The sequence below is a fragment of the Pseudoalteromonas sp. B62 genome (assembly GCF_037162565.1).
Lineage (GTDB): Bacteria > Pseudomonadota > Gammaproteobacteria > Enterobacterales > Alteromonadaceae > Pseudoalteromonas > Pseudoalteromonas fuliginea.
This window is the reverse complement of the sequence record NZ_JARLVB010000002.1, coordinates 1,263,434-1,284,462: the sequence shown is the minus strand read 5'-3', so window position 1 is coordinate 1,284,462 and position 21,029 is coordinate 1,263,434. Positions and strand designations below refer to the sequence as shown.

Sequence of the window (21,029 nt, the reverse complement as noted above, 5' to 3'; positions counted from 1 at the left end):
TTCATTTTTCATTCAACAAGCACGCTAATATTAAACTTTGTAAACAGAATGAGTTGACTCACTCTCTCAAGGTAAAACAGACTGCGATTATAATACCTTCAGCCTACAATGATTTCATGATAAATTTTAAGTTATAACACACTAGATTAAATGCCTTATGAGTAAAAAAAGTAACAGCCACGTAAGTTCAGACCATAAAGATGAGTTAAAAGTTCGATTAGATAAGTGGTTATGGGCCGCTCGCTTTTATAAGACTCGTGCGACTGCACGTGAAATGGTACAAGGCGGCAAAGTGCATTATAATGGACAGCGTACAAAAGCGAGTAAAATAGTAGAAGTTGGCGCAAACATAAAACTTGCACAAGGAGTAGATGAAAAGCTGATAACTATACTCTCAGTGCTTGAAAAACGCCAAAGCGCCCCCATTGCACAGACCATGTATCAAGAATCTGATGCCAGTATTGCTAAACGCGAAGAGAACAGCATCGCACGTAAAAATAACAGCTTTTTTGCCCCTCATCCGGATAAAAAACCGGATAAAAAGCAAAGACGCGAACTTTTAAAAATGAAATCAAGTTAGGTATAGCCGCTCATGCAACAAGATTTACTTCACCGTTATTTATTCAACGAACTAGATGTTCGTGGCGAACTCGTACAAATCGAGAATGCTTACAATGAAATGATTGCCGACCATAATTACCCAGACCCTGTTAAAGCATTACTTGGTGAGTTACTCGTTGCAACCTGTTTACTTACTGCTACCTTAAAGTTTGAAGGTGAAATTGCTGTACAGCTTCAAGGTGATGGCCCAGTTAAATATGCAGTTATAAATGGTGATGACAAACAAAACATGCGTGGTATTGCGCGCCTGCAAAGCGAAATTACGGGCACAACTGTAAAAGAGCTTATTGGCCAAGGCTATATGGTAATCACTATTACACCAGATAAAGGTGAACGCTATCAAGGGATAGTACCGCTAGAGCATGACACTCTTAGTGAATGTATCGAAAGTTACTTTGAGCAGTCAGAGCAGCTAAAAACACGCCTTTGGTTTGCAACCGACACAACAGCAGGTAGCGCAAAAGCATGTGGTCTATTTTTACAAGTACTCCCAGTTGATAAACAAAAATCAATTGAAGACTTTGCACACCTAGAAGCATTAAGTAACACGATTAAAAATGAAGAGTTGTTACACTTAGATGCGAACACTGTTCTTACACGTCTTTATCACGAAGATAATCCTCGCGTATTTGAACCTCAAGCGATTAAATTCAAATGTGGTTGCAGTCGTGATAAAACAATTACTGCACTTGTTAATATTGGACAAGAAGAACTACTCAAAGATGTAGCTGAGAAAGGGACTGTTAACATTAACTGCCATTACTGTTTAAAAGAGTATGTTTTTAACGAACAAGACATAAAAAGCATTTTCAACTAAATGTTCAGCTTCATCTATATATAGTAATTAAAGCCGCAAAATATGCGGTTTTATATTATAAAAAGATGATACCGGTGTCATATTTTCTGCTAATTTCATGACACCGGTATCATTGAAATTATTCATGTTTTTTCTTAAATATATGTGTTTTTAGGGGCTTTGCGGGCTCGAATATCTTAAAACCTTCTGTTACTATAATTTCAGTTTAAGGGCACTGATAACCCCAGAGCTATCCGTTCAAACTCTCACACATAGTTAGGTATAAACATGACTACAGGCGCTACACGTTTTGTCGATTTAACCGCAGCTGAACTTGTCGAGCATGCGATCCGCCGTGGCGAAGGTACTTTAGCCGCAAATGGTGCTTTTGTTGCAATTACAGGAAAACGAACTGGCCGTTCACCAAAAGATCGTTTTATTGTACAAGAAGCGACAACTCAAGATGACATTCAATGGGGCAACGTTAACCGCCCATTTAATGCAGAAAAATTTGACGCATTATGGGCTCGCGTAGAAGCACATGTTCAAAGTAATGACCACTTCACCTCTCACCTAGAAGTTGGCGCTGACCCTGAGCATTATTTACCTGTAGTCGTAACTACAGAAACAGCGTGGCACCATATTTTTGCCAAAAACATGTTTATCGAACCACAAAACTATAACGCCTCAAACTTACCACAATGGCAAGTAATGAACGTTCCTTCGTTTGTATGTGAGCCGGAACGTGATGGCACAAATAGCGATGGCACCGTTATTATTAACTTTGCACAGCGTAAAGTATTACTAGCAGGTATGCGCTACGCCGGTGAAATGAAAAAATCGATGTTTTCTGTACAAAACTTCCTACTACCAGCAAAAGGTGTATTACCAATGCACTGTTCTGCTAACGTTGGTGAAGCAGGCGATACAGCATTATTCTTCGGTTTATCTGGTACGGGCAAAACAACTCTTTCAGCAGATCCTACTCGCTTTTTAATTGGTGATGACGAACACGGTTGGGCACCTGGAAGCGTGTTTAATATTGAAGGCGGTTGCTATGCTAAATGTATCGACCTGTCACAAAAGAACGAACCTGTAATTTGGAATGCAATTCGCTTTGGTACTATTTTAGAGAATGTAGTGCTAGATGAGAAGGGCGTTCCTGATTTTCACGATACAAGCCTTACTCAAAACAGCCGTGCAGCATACCCACTTGAACACGTTGAAAAACGTAAAGTAGAAAACCGCGCAGGCGAACCAAAAGCAGTTGTATTTTTAACCTGTGATGTAAGCGGTGTATTACCACCGGTATCTGTTCTTAGCGAAGAAGCGGCTGCTTTTCACTTCTTAAGTGGATACACAGCTAAAGTTGGCTCAACTGAGATTGGCTCTACTAGCGATATTGAATCAACATTCTCAACCTGTTTTGGTGCACCATTTTTCCCACGCCCTGCTGGTGTTTACGCTGAGCTTCTTATGAAGCGTGTACGCGAGTTTGGCACTAAAGTGTACCTTGTGAATACAGGTTGGACTGGCGGCCCTTACGGTACAGGCAAGCGCTTTGATATTCCAACGACTCGCGCTTTAGTTGATGCTATTGTATCTGGTAAATTAACAGGCGTTGAGACTCAACATATTGATGTTTTAAACCTAGATGTGCCAGTTGCCGTTCCGGGTGTAGATACAAACTTACTTAACCCTATTAATACGTGGGAAGATAAAGCTAAATACAATGAATATGCAGCAAAACTTGCCGCAGACTTCACTGAGAACTTTGCTAAGTACGACGTATCAGATGATATAAAAAATGCAGGACCTAAAGCTTAAATAAACTTTAAGATTGTATTTTAACGCCAGCCTTGAGCTGGCGTTTTATTTTTTAAATATGCATTGTAAGAAGTGCGACAAAATGTCGCACTTTTCTTCTCTAAAACACTATAAAATACCTAATAATTATTGTTTAAGTACACTCACTTATTACGGCTACTTTATTCATGCTTCCAAAGCTTTCTTGGCAAAAGATATTTAGACGATTACACTTTTATTTAGGTTTATCAATAGGATTTTTACTCACTGTTATTGCATTATCTGGCTCAGTATTAATATATTACCCACAAATAGATTCACAACTGAACCTCACTAAAGTAAATATAAAGCATACAGACAAAGTCGACTGGGATTTGGCATACAAAAACTTAAAAACGGCTTTTCCAGATAAGTATGGGCCCTGGCGGCTTGAGGTAACAGATGACAATTCAATCATACCGGCTCGTTACTATAACCCTGTAGAAACACAAAATCGTGAATTTGCAACCTTAATGATTTGGCTCTCAAATGATAAATATAAAGTAATTCGAAAAGATTACTGGGGCGATTATTTTGTTACGTGGTTATATAACCTGCACTTTTCATTACTCACAGGAAGTACCGGCATTATAATTGTGGGGTATATAGGCATTGCCACATTAATCCTTCTCATATCTGGGTTATTAGCATGGTGGCCAAAAAAAGGTCAATGGATAAAATCGTTAAAATTTAAACGTCGCAGTTCTAAAATAGGCCTACTTTATGACTGGCATAAATTAATTGGTTTAAGCTTGTGCATCCCATTATTAGCTCTAACGATTACAGGGATTATGCTTGCTATTCCAAAGCAGACAGATCCTATATTAACCGCTTTAGTTAGCGATATAAACTCCCCTTCAAAAACACAAATACAACCGAGTAAACAATCTAATATTCCTTTATCGCAAGCGATACTAATAGCTAAAAAAGCATTACCCGGTGCGCGTTTAGCTTGGATTGAAACACCATCAAACTTAAATGCTATTTACATATTGCATATTCTCTCCTGCTTTGATCACCCAATTGCATTAACTTTGATCGCTTATTCTCATTAAGCTTTGATCACTAAAATCACTTGTAAATGATCACTTTTATGCTCTTAATGATTTTGCCGTTCAAAGCTTAATACCACTCGTAACCGAGTTCACGTTTTATCATTTTTGTAGGTGTGTTAAACCGTTATCTGAATCGTTTGATGAGGATAACAACAATGACAACAAGACCTATATCTATGAGTAAATTACATTCCATTTTACGGCTGAAGTACTCAGCACAATTATCCCATCGAGAGATTGCCAGAAGTTTAAATATTTCACCTGGTACTGTGGCTAATTACCTTAAAAAGGCCAATGAGTTAGGCTTAAATCAATGGCCAATACCTGAGGATAAACAGCAAAATACATTTTTCAACACCAAACTCAAGCGCTTCTCAACGCGTAAAAAAAGACACCCAACGCCTGACTGGTTAAATATCAATAAAGACTTAAAACAACATAAACACCTAACATTACAGCTCGTGTTTGATGAGTTACTTGAAAAAATGGGTGAGTCTTATTACAGCTACAGTCACTTCTGCCGAGCTTATAAACAATGGTTAGGTACGCAACGACTCTCAATGCGTCAGCAGCATAAAGGGGGTGAAAAGCTGTTTGTGGATTATTGTGGTCCCACAATTACCATTACTTGTCCGACGACACAGGAAAAACGCACTGCTCAGATATTCGTTGCTGTGCTAGGTGCATCAAATTATACCTATGCTGAAGCAACGTATAGTCAGCAACTTGAAGATTGGGTAATGAGTCATGCGCGTTGCTTTGAATTTTTAGGCGGCGTTCCTGACGTTGTTATTCCCGACAATCTCAGAAGTGCTGTCAGTAAAACCTGTCGCTACGAGCCTGATTTAAATCCGACGTACTACCAGTTAGCCGAGTACTTTAACGTTGCTGTCATTCCGGCTAGACCTTATAAACCCAAAGATAAATCGAAGGCTGAAGTGGGCGTACAAATTGTTGAGCGTTGGATCATGGCACGCTTACGTAACCAAACCTTCCACAGCTTAGCGCAACTCAATCATGAAATAGCAAAGCTACTGGATATGATGAACAATAAGGTGATGAAGCAATATCAACAATCACGTAAACAGCTATTTGATATGGTGGATAAAAACGCATTAAAGCCATTGCCTGAAAAGCCCTATCAATATACACAAATCAAAACAGTGCGTGTGCATATTGATTACCATGTTGAAATAGAAAAACATTACTACAGCGTGCCTTATCTGTGGGTTAAAAAACAATTACGCGCACACATATCCAATCAACTCGTGCAGCTTTATTATGACGGTACTTTAATAGCACAGCATCCACGCTCAAACCGTTTAGGCGGACATACGACACAGACACATCATATGCCAAAGGCGCATCAAAAACAGCATGAGCAGTCACCGATAAATTTACGCTCATGGGCATTGAGTATCGGTGATTATACTCATCAAGTCGTTGAATTATTGCTTAATAGCAAACGTCATCCAGAGCAAGCTTATCGCACTTGTTTAGGGGTGTTAAGTTTAGCTAAAACGTATTCAAAGGAACGCCTCGAGCGAGCATGCTACCGAGCAATTTGCATGAATACGACCACACTCAGATCTATTAAGCAAATGCTGCAAAAAGGGTTAGACCAACAACCATTACCCACACTCCAAACAGAGCCAGAAAAGCCAATTACACATAGCAACATACGTGGCACAGATTACTACCATTAAGGAATGCAAACATGATAGAAACAATTAATCAGCAACTTCAACTGCTCAAGTTATCGGGTATAAAGCAAGCACTCAAGCAGCAGCTTGAACAGCCAAACCTATATCAAGAACAAAGCTTTATAGAGCGCGTCAGTTTATTGCTAACGCATGAAATTGATACGCGTGACCAAAGAAAAATAGAGCGACTAGTGCGACAAGCAAAATTCCGCGTACCGGGTCAGTTAAATCAACTCATTTACTCGCCGAAGCGCAATCTAGATAAAGCACAAATACGTAGCCTCAGCCAAAGCACCTGGCTGAGTTTACATCAGAATATATTAATTACAGGCGCCACAGGCTGTGGCAAAACCTACCTCGCGTGTGCCTTGGGTCACGAGCACTGTTTACAAGGGAAAAGTGTCTTCTATATTCGATTAAAAGAATTACTTGAAAGTCTATTTCTAGCACAGGCCGATGGCAGTTATCGAAAATTATTGGGTAAACTCATTAAATACGACTTACTTATTTTAGACGATTGGGGGCTAGAGCCACTCAGTGCTCAGCAACGAAGTGACTTACTTGAATTAATCGATGCTAGATATGGTTATAAATCACACATCATCATTAGTCAGTTACCACAGGAAAATTGGCACCAAATGATCGGTGAATCAACGCATGCTGATGCTATTTTAGATAGGCTGATTCATGGTGCAATTAAGTTGAATTTAAAAGGAGAATCGATACGAAAACAGTTAAATGAATTGACTGATGATGATCAGTTAAGTTAATTTAAAAATGGCTCTACAAAATGATAAATCAAGCGATCAAAGCTGATGAGAATCGGTGATCAAAGTAATGAGAATACGCACATATTTAGATTTCAAACTGTAGACGATCCTTCGTATCGCTTCCCACATAGCTATATAGAGGTTAATGCACTTACAGGAAAGTTAGAGATCGTGTTTAATATAGATAAGCAAAGTACGGCTAGTAAAATAAAAAACTGGATACACCCTCTACATGACGGCAGCATTGGCGGTAACATTTTAAAAGTCATTTGGGTGTTGAGTGGCTTCGGATCTGTAGCATTGTTCTTTATTGGCATATATAGATGGTTAATTAGAACCAAGAGAATATAAAATAAACTTTAGTTTAAGGAGTACACAAAACACTTTTAGTAAGTCTTATCGATAGTTTTTAATATAAAGTATATGGCCTTAGTTAATCTTAGGATTAAAAATTAATAACGCTCAGTACATATGAAATTAAAGCAGCCCCTAACCGCCTATCTGGCTATAAAACAATTAATGAATGCTGGTAGATAACGTGGCTAGTTTACACAGGCACTCCATAAGTACTATTAAATATCATGCCCTTTAGATTTAAGTTCATGTGTAAAACCTCTGTATCAATCTCTACCTAACTATTTTCATTCTCTTCAGTTAACCTACACAAAGCGTATATAAAGGCTTAAAGGTCATGTTCAATACTTATAACAAGACCAGATAGTTAAAGCTTTTATATTAGGTAAGATGTTAAACCAATTGGTATTATTTACCCACAGTACAAATGCTACCACTCATTGTTGAGCGAAGGTTTTTTATGCTTTTTACGGGAGTCGCAACGCTCGCCCGACCTACGTGATGGTGTTGATGTAAGTGTGTGTTAATTATCCGCATTTCACTTTTCTGCAGACGTAAAAAAGCCCGACTATTTCTAGTCGGGCTCTCTAAAATTTGAAGCCTGGTAATGTCCTACTTTCACATAGCAAATGCTACACTATCATCGGCGCTGTTTCGTTTCACTACTGAGTTCGGCATGGAGTCAGGTGGGTCCAAAACGCTATTGTCACCAAGCAAATATGGTGCAAAGAATTAATGACAAGCACGTAGTGCTACCATTTTCTTTGCGCAAGGTGCCTCAATGTTAACGCTACGCGCTAAGAGTCACCTCTTGAATTTGGAAAATATCTGATAATATTTTTTAAGTCTTTCTAAGTAATGTCTACTTTAGTTATATTAACTTCTGTCTAAACTGTCGCATAAAACGCGTTTGGCGTTGTATGGTTAAGCCTCACGGGTAATTAGTACAAGTTAGCTTAATGGCTCACACCACTTCCACATCTTGCCTATCAACGTTGTAGTCTTCAACGGCCCTTCAGAGACTTTAAAAGTCTAGTGAGAACTCATCTCGAGGCCTGCTTCGCGCTTAGATGCTTTCAGCGCTTATCAGTTCCGAACGTAGCTACCGGGCAATGCCATTGGCATGACAACCCGAACACCAGCGGTTCGTTCACTCCGGTCCTCTCGTACTAGGAGCAACCCCTCTCAATTCTCAAACGCCCACGGCAGATAGGGACCGAACTGTCTCACGACGTTCTAAACCCAGCTCGCGTACCACTTTAAATGGCGAACAGCCATACCCTTGGGACCGACTTCAGCCCCAGGATGTGATGAGCCGACATCGAGGTGCCAAACACCGCCGTCGATATGAACTCTTGGGCGGTATCAGCCTGTTATCCCCGGAGTACCTTTTATCCGTTGAGCGATGGCCCTTCCATTCAGAACCACCGGATCACTATGACCTACTTTCGTACCTGCTCGACGTGTCTGTCTCGCAGTTAAGCTGGCTTCTACCATTACACTAACCGTACGATGTCCGACCGTACTTAGCCAACCTTCGTGCTCCTCCGTTACTCTTTAGGAGGAGACCGCCCCAGTCAAACTACCCACCAGGCACTGTCCGTAACCCCGATTCAGGGGCCAACGTTAGAACATCAAAACTACAAGGGTGGTATTTCAAGGTTGACTCCAACAAAACTAGCGTCTCATCTTCAAAGTCTCCCACCTATCCTACACATGTAGGTTCAATGTTCAGTGCCAAGCTGTAGTAAAGGTTCACGGGGTCTTTCCGTCTAGCCGCGGGTACACAGCATCTTCACTGCGATTTCAATTTCACTGAGTCTCGGGTGGAGACAGCGTGGCCATGGTTACACCATTCGTGCAGGTCGGAACTTACCCGACAAGGAATTTCGCTACCTTAGGACCGTTATAGTTACGGCCGCCGTTTACCGGGGCTTCGATCAAGAGCTTCTCCCTAAGGATAACCCCATCAATTAACCTTCCGGCACCGGGCAGGTGTCACACCGTATACGTCATCTTGCGATTTTGCACAGTGCTGTGTTTTTAATAAACAGTCCCAGCCACCTGGTCACTGCGGCTCCCGTCCGCTTAGAGAGCAAGTCTCATCACAGATAGGAGCGTACCTTCTCCCGAAGTTACGGTACGATTTTGCCTAGTTCCTTCACCCGAGTTCTCTCAAGCGCCTTAGTATTCTCTACCTGACCACCTGTGTCGGTTTGGGGTACGATTCCATATAATCTGAAGCTTAGAGGCTTTTCCTGGAAGTATGGCATCAGCAACTTCATCACCGTAGTGACTCGTCTCGTGTCTCAGGTTTAATGTTCGTCCGGATTTACCTAAACAAACGCCCTACTCACTTTCACATAGACTACCAACGCTATGCTTGCTTAGCCTGCTCCGTCCCCCCATCGCAATTATATCGAGTACAGAAATATTAATCTGTTTCCCATCGACTACGCCTTTCGGCCTCGCCTTAGGGGTCGACTTACCCTACCCTGATTAACATGGGATAGGAACCCTTGGTCTTCCGGCGTGGGAGTTTTTCACTCCCATTATCGTTACTCATGTCAGCATTCGCACTTCTGATACGTCCAGCATACCTCCCGGTACACCTTCAACCGCTTACAGAACGCTCCCCTACCACTCAGAATAAATTCTGAATCCGCAGCTTCGGTGCATAGTTTAGCCCCGTTACATCTTCCGCGCAGACCGACTCGACCAGTGAGCTATTACGCTTTCTTTAAAGGATGGCTGCTTCTAAGCCAACCTCCTGGCTGTCTGGGCCTTTCCACATCGTTTCCCACTTAACTATGACTTTGGGACCTTAGCTGGCGGTCTGGGTTGTTTCCCTCTTCACGACGGACGTTAGCACCCGCCGTGTGTCTCCCGGATATTACTTTACGGTATTCGGAGTTTGCAAAGGGTTGGTAAGTCGGGATGACCCCCTAGCCTTAACAGTGCTCTACCCCCGTAAGTATTCGTCCGAGGCTCTACCTAAATAGATTTCGGGGAGAACCAGCTATCTCCCGGTTTGATTAGCCTTTCACTCCTAGCCACAGGTCATCCCCTAACTTTTCAACGTTAGTGGGTTCGGTCCTCCAGTTGATGTTACTCAACCTTCAACCTGCCCATGGCTAGATCACCGGGTTTCGGGTCTATACCTTGCAACTATTCGCCCAGTTAAGACTCGGTTTCCCTACGGCTACCCTATTCGGTTAACCTCGCTACAAAATATAAGTCGCTGACCCATTATACAAAAGGTACGCAGTCACCCAACAAGTGGGCTCCTACTGCTTGTACGTACACGGTTTCAGGTTCTATTTCACTCCCCTCACAGGGGTTCTTTTCGCCTTTCCCTCACGGTACTGGTTCACTATCGGTCAGTTGGGAGTATTTAGCCTTAGATGATGGTCCACCTATATTCAGTCAAAGTTTCACGTGCTCCGACCTACTCGATTTCACTTAAAATGTCTTTTCATGTACGGGACTATCACCCTGTATCGTGGCGCTTTCCAGCAGCCTTCCATTAACACATAATAAGCTTAAGGGCTGTTCCGATTTCGCTCGCCGCTACTTTCGGAATCTCGGTTGATTTCTTTTCCTACGGGTACTTAGATGTTTCAGTTCTCCGCGTTCGCCTCGTTAACCTATGTATTCAGTTAACGATACCTGCAAGCAGGTGGGTTTCCCCATTCGGAAATCCTAGTCTCAAGCGCTTTTTACTAGCTTGACTAGGCTTATCGCAAGTTAATACGTCCTTCATCGCCTCCAACTGCCAAGGCATCCACCGTGTACGCTTAGTCACTTAACCATACAACCCAAACGGGTCTTTGTTTTGTGACAGTTTAACTTCGCCAGAAGTCAATATTGAATACTAAAGTAGATACCAATCAATCAACTCATAAGAGTTAACTAAATGGCACTCAATGGTACTGCTACCATTGTTTTTTTACTTTTGAAAACTCTTGATAAATACAATGTATTCATCAGAATTTTATTATCAGCTTTTCCAAATTTTTAAAGAGCATATTAATTAGTTATCCCGAAGAACAAGCACTAATTAACAATCATCTGTGTGGACACTACGAACAAATAAGTTCTAAATCGTATAAGGAGGTGATCCAGCCCCAGGTTCCCCTAGGGCTACCTTGTTACGACTTCACCCCAGTCATGAATCACTCCGTGGTAAACGTCCTCCCGAGGGTTAGACTATCTACTTCTGGAGCAACCCACTCCCATGGTGTGACGGGCGGTGTGTACAAGGCCCGGGAACGTATTCACCGCGTCATTCTGATACGCGATTACTAGCGATTCCGACTTCATGGAGTCGAGTTGCAGACTCCAATCCGGACTACGACGCACTTTAAGTGATTCGCTTACCTTCGCAGGTTCGCAGCACTCTGTATGCGCCATTGTAGCACGTGTGTAGCCCTACACGTAAGGGCCATGATGACTTGACGTCGTCCCCACCTTCCTCCGGTTTATCACCGGCAGTCTCCTTAGAGTTCTCAGCATTACCTGCTAGCAACTAAGGATAGGGGTTGCGCTCGTTGCGGGACTTAACCCAACATCTCACAACACGAGCTGACGACAGCCATGCAGCACCTGTATCAGAGTTCCCGAAGGCACCAAACCATCTCTGGTAAGTTCTCTGTATGTCAAGTGTAGGTAAGGTTCTTCGCGTTGCATCGAATTAAACCACATGCTCCACCGCTTGTGCGGGCCCCCGTCAATTCATTTGAGTTTTAACCTTGCGGCCGTACTCCCCAGGCGGTCTACTTAATGCGTTAGCTTTGAAAAACAGAACCGAGGCTCCGAGCTTCTAGTAGACATCGTTTACGGCGTGGACTACCGGGGTATCTAATCCCGTTTGCTCCCCACGCTTTCGTACATGAGCGTCAGTGTTGACCCAGGTGGCTGCCTTCGCCATCGGTATTCCTTCAGATCTCTACGCATTTCACCGCTACACCTGAAATTCTACCACCCTCTATCACACTCTAGTTTGCCAGTTCGAAATGCAGTTCCCAGGTTGAGCCCGGGGCTTTCACATCTCGCTTAACAAACCGCCTGCGTACGCTTTACGCCCAGTAATTCCGATTAACGCTCGCACCCTCCGTATTACCGCGGCTGCTGGCACGGAGTTAGCCGGTGCTTCTTCTGTCAGTAACGTCACAGCTAGCAGGTATTAACTGTTAACCTTTCCTCCTGACTGAAAGTGCTTTACAACCCGAAGGCCTTCTTCACACACGCGGCATGGCTGCATCAGGCTTGCGCCCATTGTGCAATATTCCCCACTGCTGCCTCCCGTAGGAGTCTGGGCCGTGTCTCAGTCCCAGTGTGGCTGATCATCCTCTCAAACCAGCTAGGGATCGTCGCCTTGGTGAGCCATTACCTCACCAACTAGCTAATCCCACTTGGGCCAATCTAAAGGCGAGAGCCGAAGCCCCCTTTGGTCCGTAGACGTTATGCGGTATTAGCAGTCGTTTCCAACTGTTGTCCCCCACCTCAAGGCATGTTCCCAAGCATTACTCACCCGTCCGCCGCTCGTCAGCAAAGTAGCAAGCTACTCTCTGTTACCGCTCGACTTGCATGTGTTAGGCCTGCCGCCAGCGTTCAATCTGAGCCATGATCAAACTCTTCAATTAAAAAGTTTTATGTCTTTCGACAGCTCAATGAATTCTGAATTTTTTAATATCTTTCGATATTGAATTGACTGTGCCGAATAATTACCGAAATAACTATTCTGTTGGTCACTCAGTTTTCAATTGAGACTCTAATTTGTTTGCCTTACTTAGCGAACTAAGCTTGGCTGTTAGAACTCAATCTGTACGAGTGCCCACACAGATGATTGCTTTATATTGTTAAAGAACGTTTTGAGTCGCTTTAGCGTCTCAAGGGGTGCGAATAATACACCCTTTATTTTTCGAGTCAATACTTTGTTTTAAACTTTCTTTTTAGAAGATTTAAAACCGAAGTTTTATTTAACTCTCTGAGTAGTTCGTCCCTCGCTATGCTTCGGCGTTTCCCGTCTCAGTGGGGTCGCATTATAGGGAGATCCGAAAACAGATCAACCCTTTTTTGAAGAAAACTTGAAATAATGTGCTGTTCGCTGAGTATTTGAGCTAAACGCTCAAAAACACAACTAAACCATCTCTACCCAGCGGTTTATAAAGCTATTTAAAATTAAAGTTATGGCAACCACCTATGGGTATAGATATATTTGCATCATCTATGCTAAAAAAGCTAGCCAATAGAGCAAGAGTCGTATAACTAAAATCACTTAAATTAGTCAAAAGCTGAAAATTGAATTGACTGGGCTATGTTTAACCATAGTTTTACATATTTAATAAGTAAGTTTACTTAACCTTACGATGAAGTTCATAGTATCGGTATAGATTAGAAAGAATACGTTATGTCTTATAATCACTCCTATAAATAGTGGAAATGATCTTTAGCTAGAATCTAATAGGCTATTTTGTATAAATGATAAGTGAAGAGTAACTAGGTAGAGCTATTAAAGCAGCTGTCAAAACAACTTATCGATTCAGAATCTATGAGTCGATACCCATAATAGAAGATAATTACTGATTCATATAGGTTGACAAATTTTAGGCAAGAAAAAGCCGAGCATAAGCTCGGCTTTTAGGTTTCTTTAAGACTTACTCTGCAGACTGTGCGTCTTCTTGAACTGCTTCGCTAGTCGCTGGGCGACCAACTAGTTCAATATAAGCCATTGGTGCATTATCACCAGTACGGAAGCCACACTTAAGAATACGAGTGTAACCACCTGGACGATCTGCATTACGCGGACCGATTTCACTGAATAATTTACCAACAACTTCATTATCACGCGTGCGAGCAAACGCTAAACGGCGATTTGCTACACTGTCAGTCTTAGCCAGTGTGATTAAAGGTTCAATTACACGACGTAACTCTTTCGCTTTAGGCAAAGTAGTTTTGATGATTTCATGTTTCACCAAAGAACCTGCCATATTGCTAAACATCGCTTTACGATGGCTACTGTTACGGTTTAATTGACGACCACTCTTACGATGGCGCATGACCCTATCCTTCTAACTAAACTAATATAGTGATTTAGATTATTCAGCTAAACTTGCAGGCGGCCAATTTTCTAGGCGCATGCCCAGAGAAAGACCACGTGAAGCTAGCACGTCTTTAATTTCAGTTAGAGACTTCTTACCTAGATTAGGCGTTTTAAGAAGCTCAACTTCAGTGCGCTGAACTAAATCACCAATATATTGAATTTGCTCGGCTTTCAAACAATTTGCTGAGCGTACTGTTAGTTCAAGATCATCAACTGGACGAAGTAGAATAGGATCGAACTCTGGCTTCTCTTCTTTCTCTTCTGGCTCAGTTACATCACGTAAATCTACGAATGCATCTAATTGCTCAGCTAAGATAGTAGACGCACGGCGGATCGCTTCTTCTGGATCTAAAGTGCCGTTTGTTTCCATATCAATGATTAATTTGTCTAAATCTGTACGTTGCTCAACTCGAGCTGATTCAACCGAGTACGCAATACGTTCAACTGGGCTAAATGATGCATCAAGCAACAATCTACCAATTGGACGCTCATCGTCATCAGAGGATAAACGACTAGATGCCGGCACATAACCACGACCACGTTCAACACGAATACGCATGCTGATCTCGCTGTTATTTGTAGTTAAATTACAAATAACGTGATCTGGATTAGCAATTGTTACATCGCCATCGTGCTGAATATCAGCCGCAGTAACAGGGCCTACACCAGATTTAGTCAGGGTCAGAAAAACTTCATCTTTGCCTTCTAACGTTACTGCTAAACCTTTAAGGTTTAATAGTATTTCAATGATGTCTTCTTGAACGCCTTCTTTCGCGCTGTACTCATGTAATACACCGTCGATTTCAACTTCAGTTACTGCACATCCAGGCATAGATGAAAGTAATATACGGCGTAAAGCATTACCCAGAGTATGGCCAAAGCCTCGCTCTAATGGTTCTAAAACTATTTTAGAACGCGTTGGGTTGATAGCGTCGATGTCGACTAACCTTGGTTTTAGAAATTCTGTAACAGAACCCTGCATTTTATCCTCTCTTAACTCTTAACTTTACTTAGAGTAAAGTTCGACGATTAGTTGTTCATTAATGTCCGCAGACAGGTCTGAACGCTCAGGTAGACGCTTAAAGCTGCCTTCCAATTTCTTACCGTCAACTTCAACCCAAGTCGGCTTTTCACGTTGCTCAGCCAACTCTAGAGCAGCGATGATACGTGCTTGTGTCTTAGACTTCTCACGGATTACAACAGTATCTTCTGGTGTAATTACGTATGAAGGAATGTTCACAACACGACCATTAACTAAAATCGCTTTATGGCTTACTAACTGACGTGCTTCTGCACGTGTGCTAGCAAAACCCATGCGATATACAACATTGTCTAAACGTTGCTCTAAAAGCTGTAACAAGTTTTCACCTGTGTTGCCTTTAAGGCGAGCAGCTTCTTTGTAGTAGTTACGGAATTGCTTTTCTAATACACCGTAGATACGACGTACTTTTTGCTTTTCACGTAATTGTAAACCGTAATCAGATAAGCGACCTTTACGAGCGCCGTGCTGACCAGGTGCAGTCTCAAGTTTACACTTAGAGTCGATAGCTCTTACGCCGCTCTTAAGGAACAGGTCAGTACCTTCACGACGACTCAGCTTGAGCTTAGGGCCCAAATATCTTGCCATGTTATTTCTCCTAACCTATTGTTAAACGCGACGTTTCTTCGGTGGACGACAACCATTATGTGGTATTGGCGTCACGTCAGTAATGTTGGTAATACGGTAACCAGCAGCATTCAAAGCACGTACAGCAGATTCACGACCTGGACCTGGACCTTTGATGAAAACTTCTAGATTCTTTAAACCGTATTCTTGAGCAGCAGTACCTGCACGCTCTGCAGCAACCTGAGCAGCAAATGGTGTAGATTTACGTGAACCACGGAAACCTGAACCACCGGCAGTAGCCCATGATAATGCATTACCTTGACGGTCGGTAATCGTTACAATAGTGTTGTTGAAAGACGCATGAACATGAGCCATACCATCAGCAACTTGTTTTTTAACCTTTTTACGACGAATTGGTGTCTTAGCCATAATACTATCCCCTTATCGCTTAATAGGCTTACGAGGACCCTTACGGGTGCGCGCGTTAGTCTTAGTTCTTTGACCACGTAGTGGTAAAGAGCGACGGTGACGTAGGCCACGATAACAACCAAGGTCCATTAGGCGCTTGATATTTAAAGTAACTTCACGACGAAGATCACCTTCAACAGTGTACTTGCCAACTGCATCACGCAGTACGTCAAGAATTTCGTCTGAAAGTTCACCGATTTTTGTGGTTTCGGCGATACCAGTCGCTTCTAAGATAGCCTTAGAGCGAGTCTTACCTATGCCATAAATAGCTGTTAAACCAATAACTGCATGTTTATGATCAGGGACGTTAATGCCAGCAATACGGGCCACTAACACATCTCCTATATTCGAATTTGGTAATCATAAGTTTGAAAAGCCCGTAAGGATACTCAAACGAAGACCAAATTACTACTAAAAACACAGGCCGAGAAAACTCAGCCTGCACGACTGTTTACTTAGCCTTGCCTTTGCTTATGCTTAGGCTCACTGCAAATTACGCGTACTACACCAGCACGTTTAATAACTTTACAGTTACGGCATATTTTCTTAACGGAAGCACGTACTTTCATTGCTCAACTCCGTAAACTGACCTTATCGACCGTAGCCTTTAAGGTTCGCTTTTTTCAGCACAGAATCATACTGATGAGACATCAGGTGAGTCTGTACTTGTGCCATAAAGTCCATGATTACAACAACGATAATCAAAATTGATGTACCGCCGAAATAGAATGGCGTTTGCCATGCCATAGTCATGAATTCAGGCACCAGACAGATAAAGGTTATATACAAAGCACCTGCCAATGTCAGGCGTGTCATCACTTTATCAATGTATTTAGATGTCTGCTCACCTGGTCGAATACCTGGGATAAATGCGCCAGATTTCTTAAGGTTGTCTGCAGTTTCACGCGGGTTAAACACCAACGCTGTATAGAAAAAGCAGAAGAAGATAATAGCCGCAGCTAAAACAAGTGAGTACAACGGTTGACCTGGAGTCAGCGTAGTAGCAACAGCTTGTAATACATCAGCGACCGGACCTTCACCTTGGCCGAACCAGCTTGCAATTGTACCAGGGAACAGAATTATACTGCTAGCGAAGATTGGTGGAATAACACCCGCCATATTTACTTTTAGTGGTAAATGCGTGCTTTGAGCAGCAAATACTTGACGACCTTGTTGGCGCTTTGCGTAGTTAACAACAATACGACGTTGTCCACGTTCAAAAAACACTACAAGATAAGTAACAGCGAATACGATTACCGCAACCATCAACAGTACAAAAACATTCAAATCACCTTGGCGCGCCATTTCGACTGTCGAACCAATAGCAGACGGCAAGTTAGCTACAATACCAACAAATATTAGAACAGAAATACCGTTGCCGATACCACGTTCTGTTATCTGTTCACCCAACCACATAAGGAACATAGTACCAGTTACTAAACTCACCACTGCGGTGAAATAGAAACCCATACCAGGGTTAACTACTAACCCCTCCATCATGCCCGGTAAGCTAGTAGCAATACCGATTGATTGAATAGTAGCTAGCACAAGCGTGCCATAGCGTGTGTACTGGCTAATTTTTTTACGCCCTTGTTCACCTTCTTTCTTAAGCTCTATAAACGGAGGATACATATGCGTTAATAGTTGCGTAATAATCGAAGCCGAAATATACGGCATAATACCCAGTGCTAACACTGAAGCTCGCTCAAGTGCACCACCACTGAACATGTTGAACATTTCAACAATGGTGCCCTTTTGTTGCTCGAAGAAATCGGCAAGTACAGCGGCGTCAATCCCAGGGATCGGCACAAATGAACCTAGACGGTAAATTATGATAGCACCCAATACGAAGAGTAATCGGCGCTTCAATTCCGAAAGTCCACTTTGTGCACTTTGTGTATCTTGACCTGGTTTAGCCATTAGTACTTCCTTAGTCTTCTACCTTGCCTCCGGCAGCTTCAATTGCTTCGCGAGCACCTTTAGAGGCTTTAAGGCCTTTAACGGTAACAGCGCGTGAAACTTCGCCAGATTTAACAACTTTAACGAAAAGAACGTTCTTTTTAACTAGACCAGCTGCTTGTAACGCGCTTAGGTCTACCACATCGCCTTCTACTTTAGCGATTTCAAAAAGGTTTATTTCTGCAGATACTAAAGATTTGCGAGAAGTGAAACCAAATTTTGGTAGACGACGTTGCATAGGCATTTGACCGCCTTCAAAACCAACGCGTACTTTACCGCCAGAACGTGACTTTTGACCTTTGTGACCACGACCACCAGTCTTACCTAGACCAGAACCGATACCACGACCAACACGTTTTGGAGCAGTTTTTGAACCTGCAGCAGGTGAAAGTGTATTCAAATGCATCGAATTAACCCTCTACCTTAACCATGTAAGAAACCTTGTTTATCATACCACGTACACATGCTGTGTCTTCTAACTCAACAGTGTGGTTGATACGACGTAAACCAAGACCGCGTAATGTAGCTTTATGTTTCGGTAAACGACCGATAGAGCTTTTTACTTGTGTTACTTTTACAGTTTGATTTGCCATGGTTACCCCAGAATTTCGTCTACGCGAAGGCCACGTTTTGCAGCGATAGACTGTGGAGAATTCATATTCTCAAGAGCCGAAATCGTTGCACGTACCACGTTGATCGGGTTAGTAGAACCGTAACATTTAGAAAGTACGTTCTGCACACCAGTAACTTCTAGTACTGCACGCATAGCACCACCTGCGATGATACCAGTACCTTCAGATGCTGGTTTCATGAACACTAGTGAGCCAGCATGACGTCCCTTAACAGGATGCTGTAATGTATTGCCATTTAGGTCTACGTTAATCATGTTGCGACGTGCCTTTTCCATTGCTTTTTGAATAGCAGCTGGAACTTCACGTGCTTTACCATAACCAAAACCTACTTTACCTGCGCCGTCACCAACTACAGTTAGTGCAGTAAAGCTAAAGATACGACCACCTTTAACTACTTTAGACACACGGTTTACCGCGATTAGCTTTTCAGCTAGATCAGGCTGTTGTTGCTTTGCTTCTACGTTAGCCATTGTCTACTCCTAGAATTGCAAACCGGCTTCACGCGCAGCATCAGCTAGCGCCTTCACACGGCCGTGATATTTAAAGCCACTGCGATCAAAAGCAATCTTTTCGATGCCTTTGTCAGCCGCACGTTCAGCAACCGCTTTGCCAACTGCTTGCGCAGCTTCAACGTTACCGGTGCCTTTAACTGTTTCGCTAATAGCCTTTTCAACAGTAGAAGCAGCAGCCAGTACATTACCCTCAGCATTTACTACTTGAGCATATATGTGACGTGGCGTGCGGTGGATAACAAGACGCGTTGTGCCTTGTTCAATATAATTTCTACGAGTGCGTTTAGCACGACGTAGACGAGCTGTTTTTTTATCCATCGTCTTACCTTACTTCTTCTTAGCCTCTTTACGGCGTACATTCTCATCTGAATAACGAACACCCTTACCTTTATAAGGCTCAGGTTTACGGTATGCACGAATGTTAGCAGCTGTTTGACCAACTAACTGCTTATCTACGCCCTTAACTAGAACTTCTGTTTGGCTTGGTGTTTCAATCGTAATTCCTTCAGGAACTGCGAAATTAACTGGGTGTGAGAAACCAAGTGTTAAGTCTAAAACTTTACCCTTAGCTGCTGCACGGTAACCAACGCCTACTAACTGAAGTTTCTTCTCGTAACCTTCATGCGTACCAACAACCATGTTGTTGATTAGAGCACGAGCAGTACCTGCTTGAGCCCATGCATTAGCTACGCCATCACGAGGTAAAGTTGTAATAACGTTGTCATTAACTTGTACTTCAACAGCGTTGTTGATAGTACGAGTTAGTTCACCGTTTTTGCCTTTAACTGTGATTTCCTGGCCTTTTAATGTAACTTCTACACCGGCAGGAACAGTAATTGGTGCCTTTGCTATGCGAGACATAGTTCCCCTCCGATTAAGCTACAAAACCAATGATTTCACCACCAACACCAGCACTACGTGCTGTGCGGTCTGTCATTAGGCCTTTAGAAGTTGATACGATAGCGATACCAAGACCACCCATTACCTTAGGTAATTGGTCACGTTTCTTATAGATACGTAAACCAGGGCGACTTACACGCTGGATATTTTCAATTACAGCTTTGCCTTCGAAGTACTTTAACTCGATAGAAAGCTCAGGTTTCGCTTCACTGTTAACAGCGAAATCTACGATGTAACCTTCGTCTTTTAGTACTTTAGCTAATGCTACTTTCAGCTTTGAAGTTGGCATCGTTACAGATACTTTCTTCGCTGATTGACCATTACGGATACGTGTAAACAAATCCGCGATAGGATCTTGCAAGCTCATAGTCTTACTCCCATGATTCTATTACCAGCTAGCCTTTTTAAGGCCAGGAATTTCACCGCGCATAGCTGCTTCGCGAACTTTAATACGGCTCATGCCGAATTTGCGAAGGTAACCATGTGGGCGGCCCGTAATGTTACAACGATTACGTTGACGTACAGGGCTAGAATCACGAGGTAAAGCTTGTAGCTTAAGAACCGCGTCCCAACGATCATCTTCAGATGTGTTAACATCTGTGATGATAGCTTTTAGTGCTGTACGCTTTTCAGCGAATTGAGCAACTAGTTTTGTGCGCTTAGCTTCGCGCGCTTTCATAGAATTCTTTGCCATAACCCTACC

General features: G+C 42.6%; 21 protein-coding genes and 3 rRNA genes. 7 read left to right on the top strand and 17 right to left on the bottom strand.

Features of this window, described 5'->3' with window-relative positions; genetic code table 11:
- Positions 1-157 precede the first annotated feature (157 nt).
- The 7 genes from hslR (at position 158) to P4S71_RS10365 (ending at position 7,141) form a co-directional block, all read left to right on the top strand.
- Positions 158-580: a ribosome-associated heat shock protein Hsp15 gene (gene hslR / locus P4S71_RS10395; protein ID WP_007378582.1), complete on the top strand. Its 423-nt coding sequence runs from the start codon at positions 158-160 to the stop codon at positions 578-580.
- 12 nt (positions 581-592) lie between these two features.
- Positions 593-1,438 (top strand): Hsp33 family molecular chaperone HslO, encoded by an 846-nt coding sequence (gene hslO / locus P4S71_RS10390; RefSeq protein ID WP_337150617.1) that lies wholly within the window; start codon positions 593-595, stop codon positions 1,436-1,438.
- A gap of 267 nt (positions 1,439-1,705) precedes the next feature.
- Positions 1,706-3,244, top strand: a complete 1,539-nt coding sequence (locus P4S71_RS10385; RefSeq protein WP_337150616.1) for a phosphoenolpyruvate carboxykinase — start codon at positions 1,706-1,708, stop codon at positions 3,242-3,244.
- Positions 3,245-3,411: 167 nt separating this feature from the next.
- On the top strand, positions 3,412-4,317 hold the full coding sequence (locus tag P4S71_RS10380) for a PepSY-associated TM helix domain-containing protein (RefSeq protein ID WP_337150615.1): 906 nt from the start codon (positions 3,412-3,414) through the stop codon (positions 4,315-4,317).
- Positions 4,318-4,472: 155 nt separating this feature from the next.
- Positions 4,473-6,023 carry an IS21 family transposase gene (gene istA, locus P4S71_RS10375; RefSeq protein WP_337149780.1) on the top strand — a complete coding sequence of 517 codons (1,551 nt, stop codon included), beginning with the start codon at positions 4,473-4,475 and terminating at the stop codon, positions 6,021-6,023.
- An 11-nt stretch (positions 6,024-6,034) separates the two neighbouring features.
- Positions 6,035-6,790, top strand: coding sequence for an IS21-like element helper ATPase IstB (istB, locus tag P4S71_RS10370; protein WP_076923272.1), 756 nt, complete (start codon positions 6,035-6,037; stop codon positions 6,788-6,790).
- Positions 6,791-6,835: 45 nt separating this feature from the next.
- Entirely contained in the window at positions 6,836-7,141 is a 306-nt protein-coding gene (locus tag P4S71_RS10365; RefSeq protein ID WP_337150614.1) for a PepSY domain-containing protein, read from the top strand.
- Between the two features lie 602 nt (positions 7,142-7,743).
- Here the strand turns inward: P4S71_RS10365 and rrf are convergent.
- The 17 genes from rrf to rpsN all read right to left on the bottom strand — a co-directional run bounded on the left by rrf (position 7,744) and on the right by rpsN (position 21,020).
- Positions 7,744-7,858: ribosomal RNA gene (rrf, locus tag P4S71_RS10360) — 5S ribosomal RNA — on the bottom strand.
- 206 nt (positions 7,859-8,064) lie between these two features.
- Positions 8,065-10,955, bottom strand: a 23S ribosomal RNA gene (locus P4S71_RS10355).
- 298 nt (positions 10,956-11,253) lie between these two features.
- Positions 11,254-12,789, bottom strand: a 16S ribosomal RNA gene (locus tag P4S71_RS10350).
- The 16S, 23S and 5S rRNA genes sit together here, the layout of an rRNA operon.
- Positions 12,790-13,803: 1,014 nt before the next feature.
- Positions 13,804-14,205: a 50S ribosomal protein L17 gene (gene rplQ, locus P4S71_RS10345; RefSeq protein ID WP_002959450.1), complete on the bottom strand. Its 402-nt coding sequence runs from the start codon at positions 14,203-14,205 to the stop codon at positions 13,804-13,806.
- A gap of 39 nt (positions 14,206-14,244) precedes the next feature.
- Positions 14,245-15,231, bottom strand: a complete 987-nt coding sequence (locus tag P4S71_RS10340; protein ID WP_002959452.1) for a DNA-directed RNA polymerase subunit alpha — start codon at positions 15,229-15,231, stop codon at positions 14,245-14,247.
- 24 nt (positions 15,232-15,255) lie between these two features.
- Positions 15,256-15,876 carry a 30S ribosomal protein S4 gene (gene rpsD / locus P4S71_RS10335; protein WP_002959461.1) on the bottom strand — a complete coding sequence of 207 codons (621 nt, stop codon included), beginning with the start codon at positions 15,874-15,876 and terminating at the stop codon, positions 15,256-15,258.
- A 21-nt stretch (positions 15,877-15,897) separates the two neighbouring features.
- The gene (gene rpsK, locus P4S71_RS10330; protein WP_002959471.1) at positions 15,898-16,284 is read right to left on the bottom strand and encodes a 30S ribosomal protein S11; all 387 of its coding nucleotides are present in this window, start codon (positions 16,282-16,284) and stop codon (positions 15,898-15,900) included.
- A gap of 12 nt (positions 16,285-16,296) precedes the next feature.
- Complete coding sequence (rpsM, locus tag P4S71_RS10325; RefSeq protein WP_002959473.1) at positions 16,297-16,653, bottom strand: 30S ribosomal protein S13; 357 nt, start codon at positions 16,651-16,653, stop codon at positions 16,297-16,299.
- A gap of 125 nt (positions 16,654-16,778) precedes the next feature.
- Entirely contained in the window at positions 16,779-16,892 is a 114-nt protein-coding gene (gene rpmJ / locus P4S71_RS10320) for a 50S ribosomal protein L36 (RefSeq protein ID WP_002959476.1), read from the bottom strand.
- A 22-nt stretch (positions 16,893-16,914) separates the two neighbouring features.
- On the bottom strand, positions 16,915-18,243 hold the full coding sequence (gene secY, locus P4S71_RS10315) for a preprotein translocase subunit SecY (protein ID WP_007376464.1): 1,329 nt from the start codon (positions 18,241-18,243) through the stop codon (positions 16,915-16,917).
- Between the two features lie 10 nt (positions 18,244-18,253).
- Complete coding sequence (rplO, locus tag P4S71_RS10310) at positions 18,254-18,688, bottom strand: 50S ribosomal protein L15 (RefSeq protein WP_002959480.1); 435 nt, start codon at positions 18,686-18,688, stop codon at positions 18,254-18,256.
- Positions 18,689-18,692: 4 nt separating this feature from the next.
- Positions 18,693-18,875 (bottom strand): 50S ribosomal protein L30, encoded by a 183-nt coding sequence (rpmD, locus tag P4S71_RS10305; RefSeq protein ID WP_002959482.1) that lies wholly within the window; start codon positions 18,873-18,875, stop codon positions 18,693-18,695.
- 2 nt (positions 18,876-18,877) lie between these two features.
- On the bottom strand, positions 18,878-19,384 hold the full coding sequence (rpsE, locus tag P4S71_RS10300; RefSeq protein WP_002959485.1) for a 30S ribosomal protein S5: 507 nt from the start codon (positions 19,382-19,384) through the stop codon (positions 18,878-18,880).
- A gap of 9 nt (positions 19,385-19,393) precedes the next feature.
- On the bottom strand, positions 19,394-19,744 hold the full coding sequence (rplR, locus tag P4S71_RS10295) for a 50S ribosomal protein L18 (protein ID WP_002959486.1): 351 nt from the start codon (positions 19,742-19,744) through the stop codon (positions 19,394-19,396).
- Positions 19,745-19,753: 9 nt separating this feature from the next.
- Positions 19,754-20,287, bottom strand: coding sequence for a 50S ribosomal protein L6 (gene rplF, locus P4S71_RS10290; RefSeq protein WP_007376463.1), 534 nt, complete (start codon positions 20,285-20,287; stop codon positions 19,754-19,756).
- Between the two features lie 13 nt (positions 20,288-20,300).
- On the bottom strand, positions 20,301-20,693 hold the full coding sequence (rpsH, locus tag P4S71_RS10285; RefSeq protein ID WP_007376462.1) for a 30S ribosomal protein S8: 393 nt from the start codon (positions 20,691-20,693) through the stop codon (positions 20,301-20,303).
- A gap of 21 nt (positions 20,694-20,714) precedes the next feature.
- Complete coding sequence (gene rpsN, locus P4S71_RS10280) at positions 20,715-21,020, bottom strand: 30S ribosomal protein S14 (RefSeq protein ID WP_033016334.1); 306 nt, start codon at positions 21,018-21,020, stop codon at positions 20,715-20,717.
- Positions 21,021-21,029: the final 9 nt, after the last annotated feature.

Excerpts from the sequence above, each read along its gene's own strand:
- rpsD (WP_002959461.1), bottom strand. The coding sequence starts at position 15,876 with ATGGCAAGATATTTGGGCCCTAAGCTCAAGCTGAGTCGTCGTGAAGGT.
- rpsN (WP_033016334.1), bottom strand. The coding sequence starts at position 21,020 with ATGGCAAAGAATTCTATGAAAGCGCGCGAAGCTAAGCGCACAAAACTA.
- hslO (WP_337150617.1), top strand. The coding sequence starts at position 593 with ATGCAACAAGATTTACTTCACCGTTATTTATTCAACGAACTAGATGTT.
- rplO (WP_002959480.1), bottom strand. The coding sequence starts at position 18,688 with ATGCATTTGAATACACTTTCACCTGCTGCAGGTTCAAAAACTGCTCCA.
- istA (WP_337149780.1), top strand. The coding sequence starts at position 4,473 with ATGACAACAAGACCTATATCTATGAGTAAATTACATTCCATTTTACGG.
- rpmJ (WP_002959476.1), bottom strand. The coding sequence starts at position 16,892 with ATGAAAGTACGTGCTTCCGTTAAGAAAATATGCCGTAACTGTAAAGTT.
- rpsE (WP_002959485.1), bottom strand. The coding sequence starts at position 19,384 with ATGGCTAACGTAGAAGCAAAGCAACAACAGCCTGATCTAGCTGAAAAG.
- rplF (WP_007376463.1), bottom strand. The coding sequence starts at position 20,287 with ATGTCTCGCATAGCAAAGGCACCAATTACTGTTCCTGCCGGTGTAGAA.
- P4S71_RS10340 (WP_002959452.1), bottom strand. The coding sequence starts at position 15,231 with ATGCAGGGTTCTGTTACAGAATTTCTAAAACCAAGGTTAGTCGACATC.
- rpsK (WP_002959471.1), bottom strand. The coding sequence starts at position 16,284 with ATGGCTAAGACACCAATTCGTCGTAAAAAGGTTAAAAAACAAGTTGCT.
- rplQ (WP_002959450.1), bottom strand. The coding sequence starts at position 14,205 with ATGCGCCATCGTAAGAGTGGTCGTCAATTAAACCGTAACAGTAGCCAT.
- rplR (WP_002959486.1), bottom strand. The coding sequence starts at position 19,744 with ATGGATAAAAAAACAGCTCGTCTACGTCGTGCTAAACGCACTCGTAGA.
- P4S71_RS10380 (WP_337150615.1), top strand. The coding sequence starts at position 3,412 with ATGCTTCCAAAGCTTTCTTGGCAAAAGATATTTAGACGATTACACTTT.
- rpmD (WP_002959482.1), bottom strand. The coding sequence starts at position 18,875 with ATGGCAAATCAAACTGTAAAAGTAACACAAGTAAAAAGCTCTATCGGT.
- rpsH (WP_007376462.1), bottom strand. The coding sequence starts at position 20,693 with ATGAGCTTGCAAGATCCTATCGCGGATTTGTTTACACGTATCCGTAAT.
- P4S71_RS10365 (WP_337150614.1), top strand. The coding sequence starts at position 6,836 with ATGAGAATCGGTGATCAAAGTAATGAGAATACGCACATATTTAGATTT.
- hslR (WP_007378582.1), top strand. The coding sequence starts at position 158 with ATGAGTAAAAAAAGTAACAGCCACGTAAGTTCAGACCATAAAGATGAG.
- istB (WP_076923272.1), top strand. The coding sequence starts at position 6,035 with ATGATAGAAACAATTAATCAGCAACTTCAACTGCTCAAGTTATCGGGT.
- P4S71_RS10385 (WP_337150616.1), top strand. The coding sequence starts at position 1,706 with ATGACTACAGGCGCTACACGTTTTGTCGATTTAACCGCAGCTGAACTT.
- secY (WP_007376464.1), bottom strand. The coding sequence starts at position 18,243 with ATGGCTAAACCAGGTCAAGATACACAAAGTGCACAAAGTGGACTTTCG.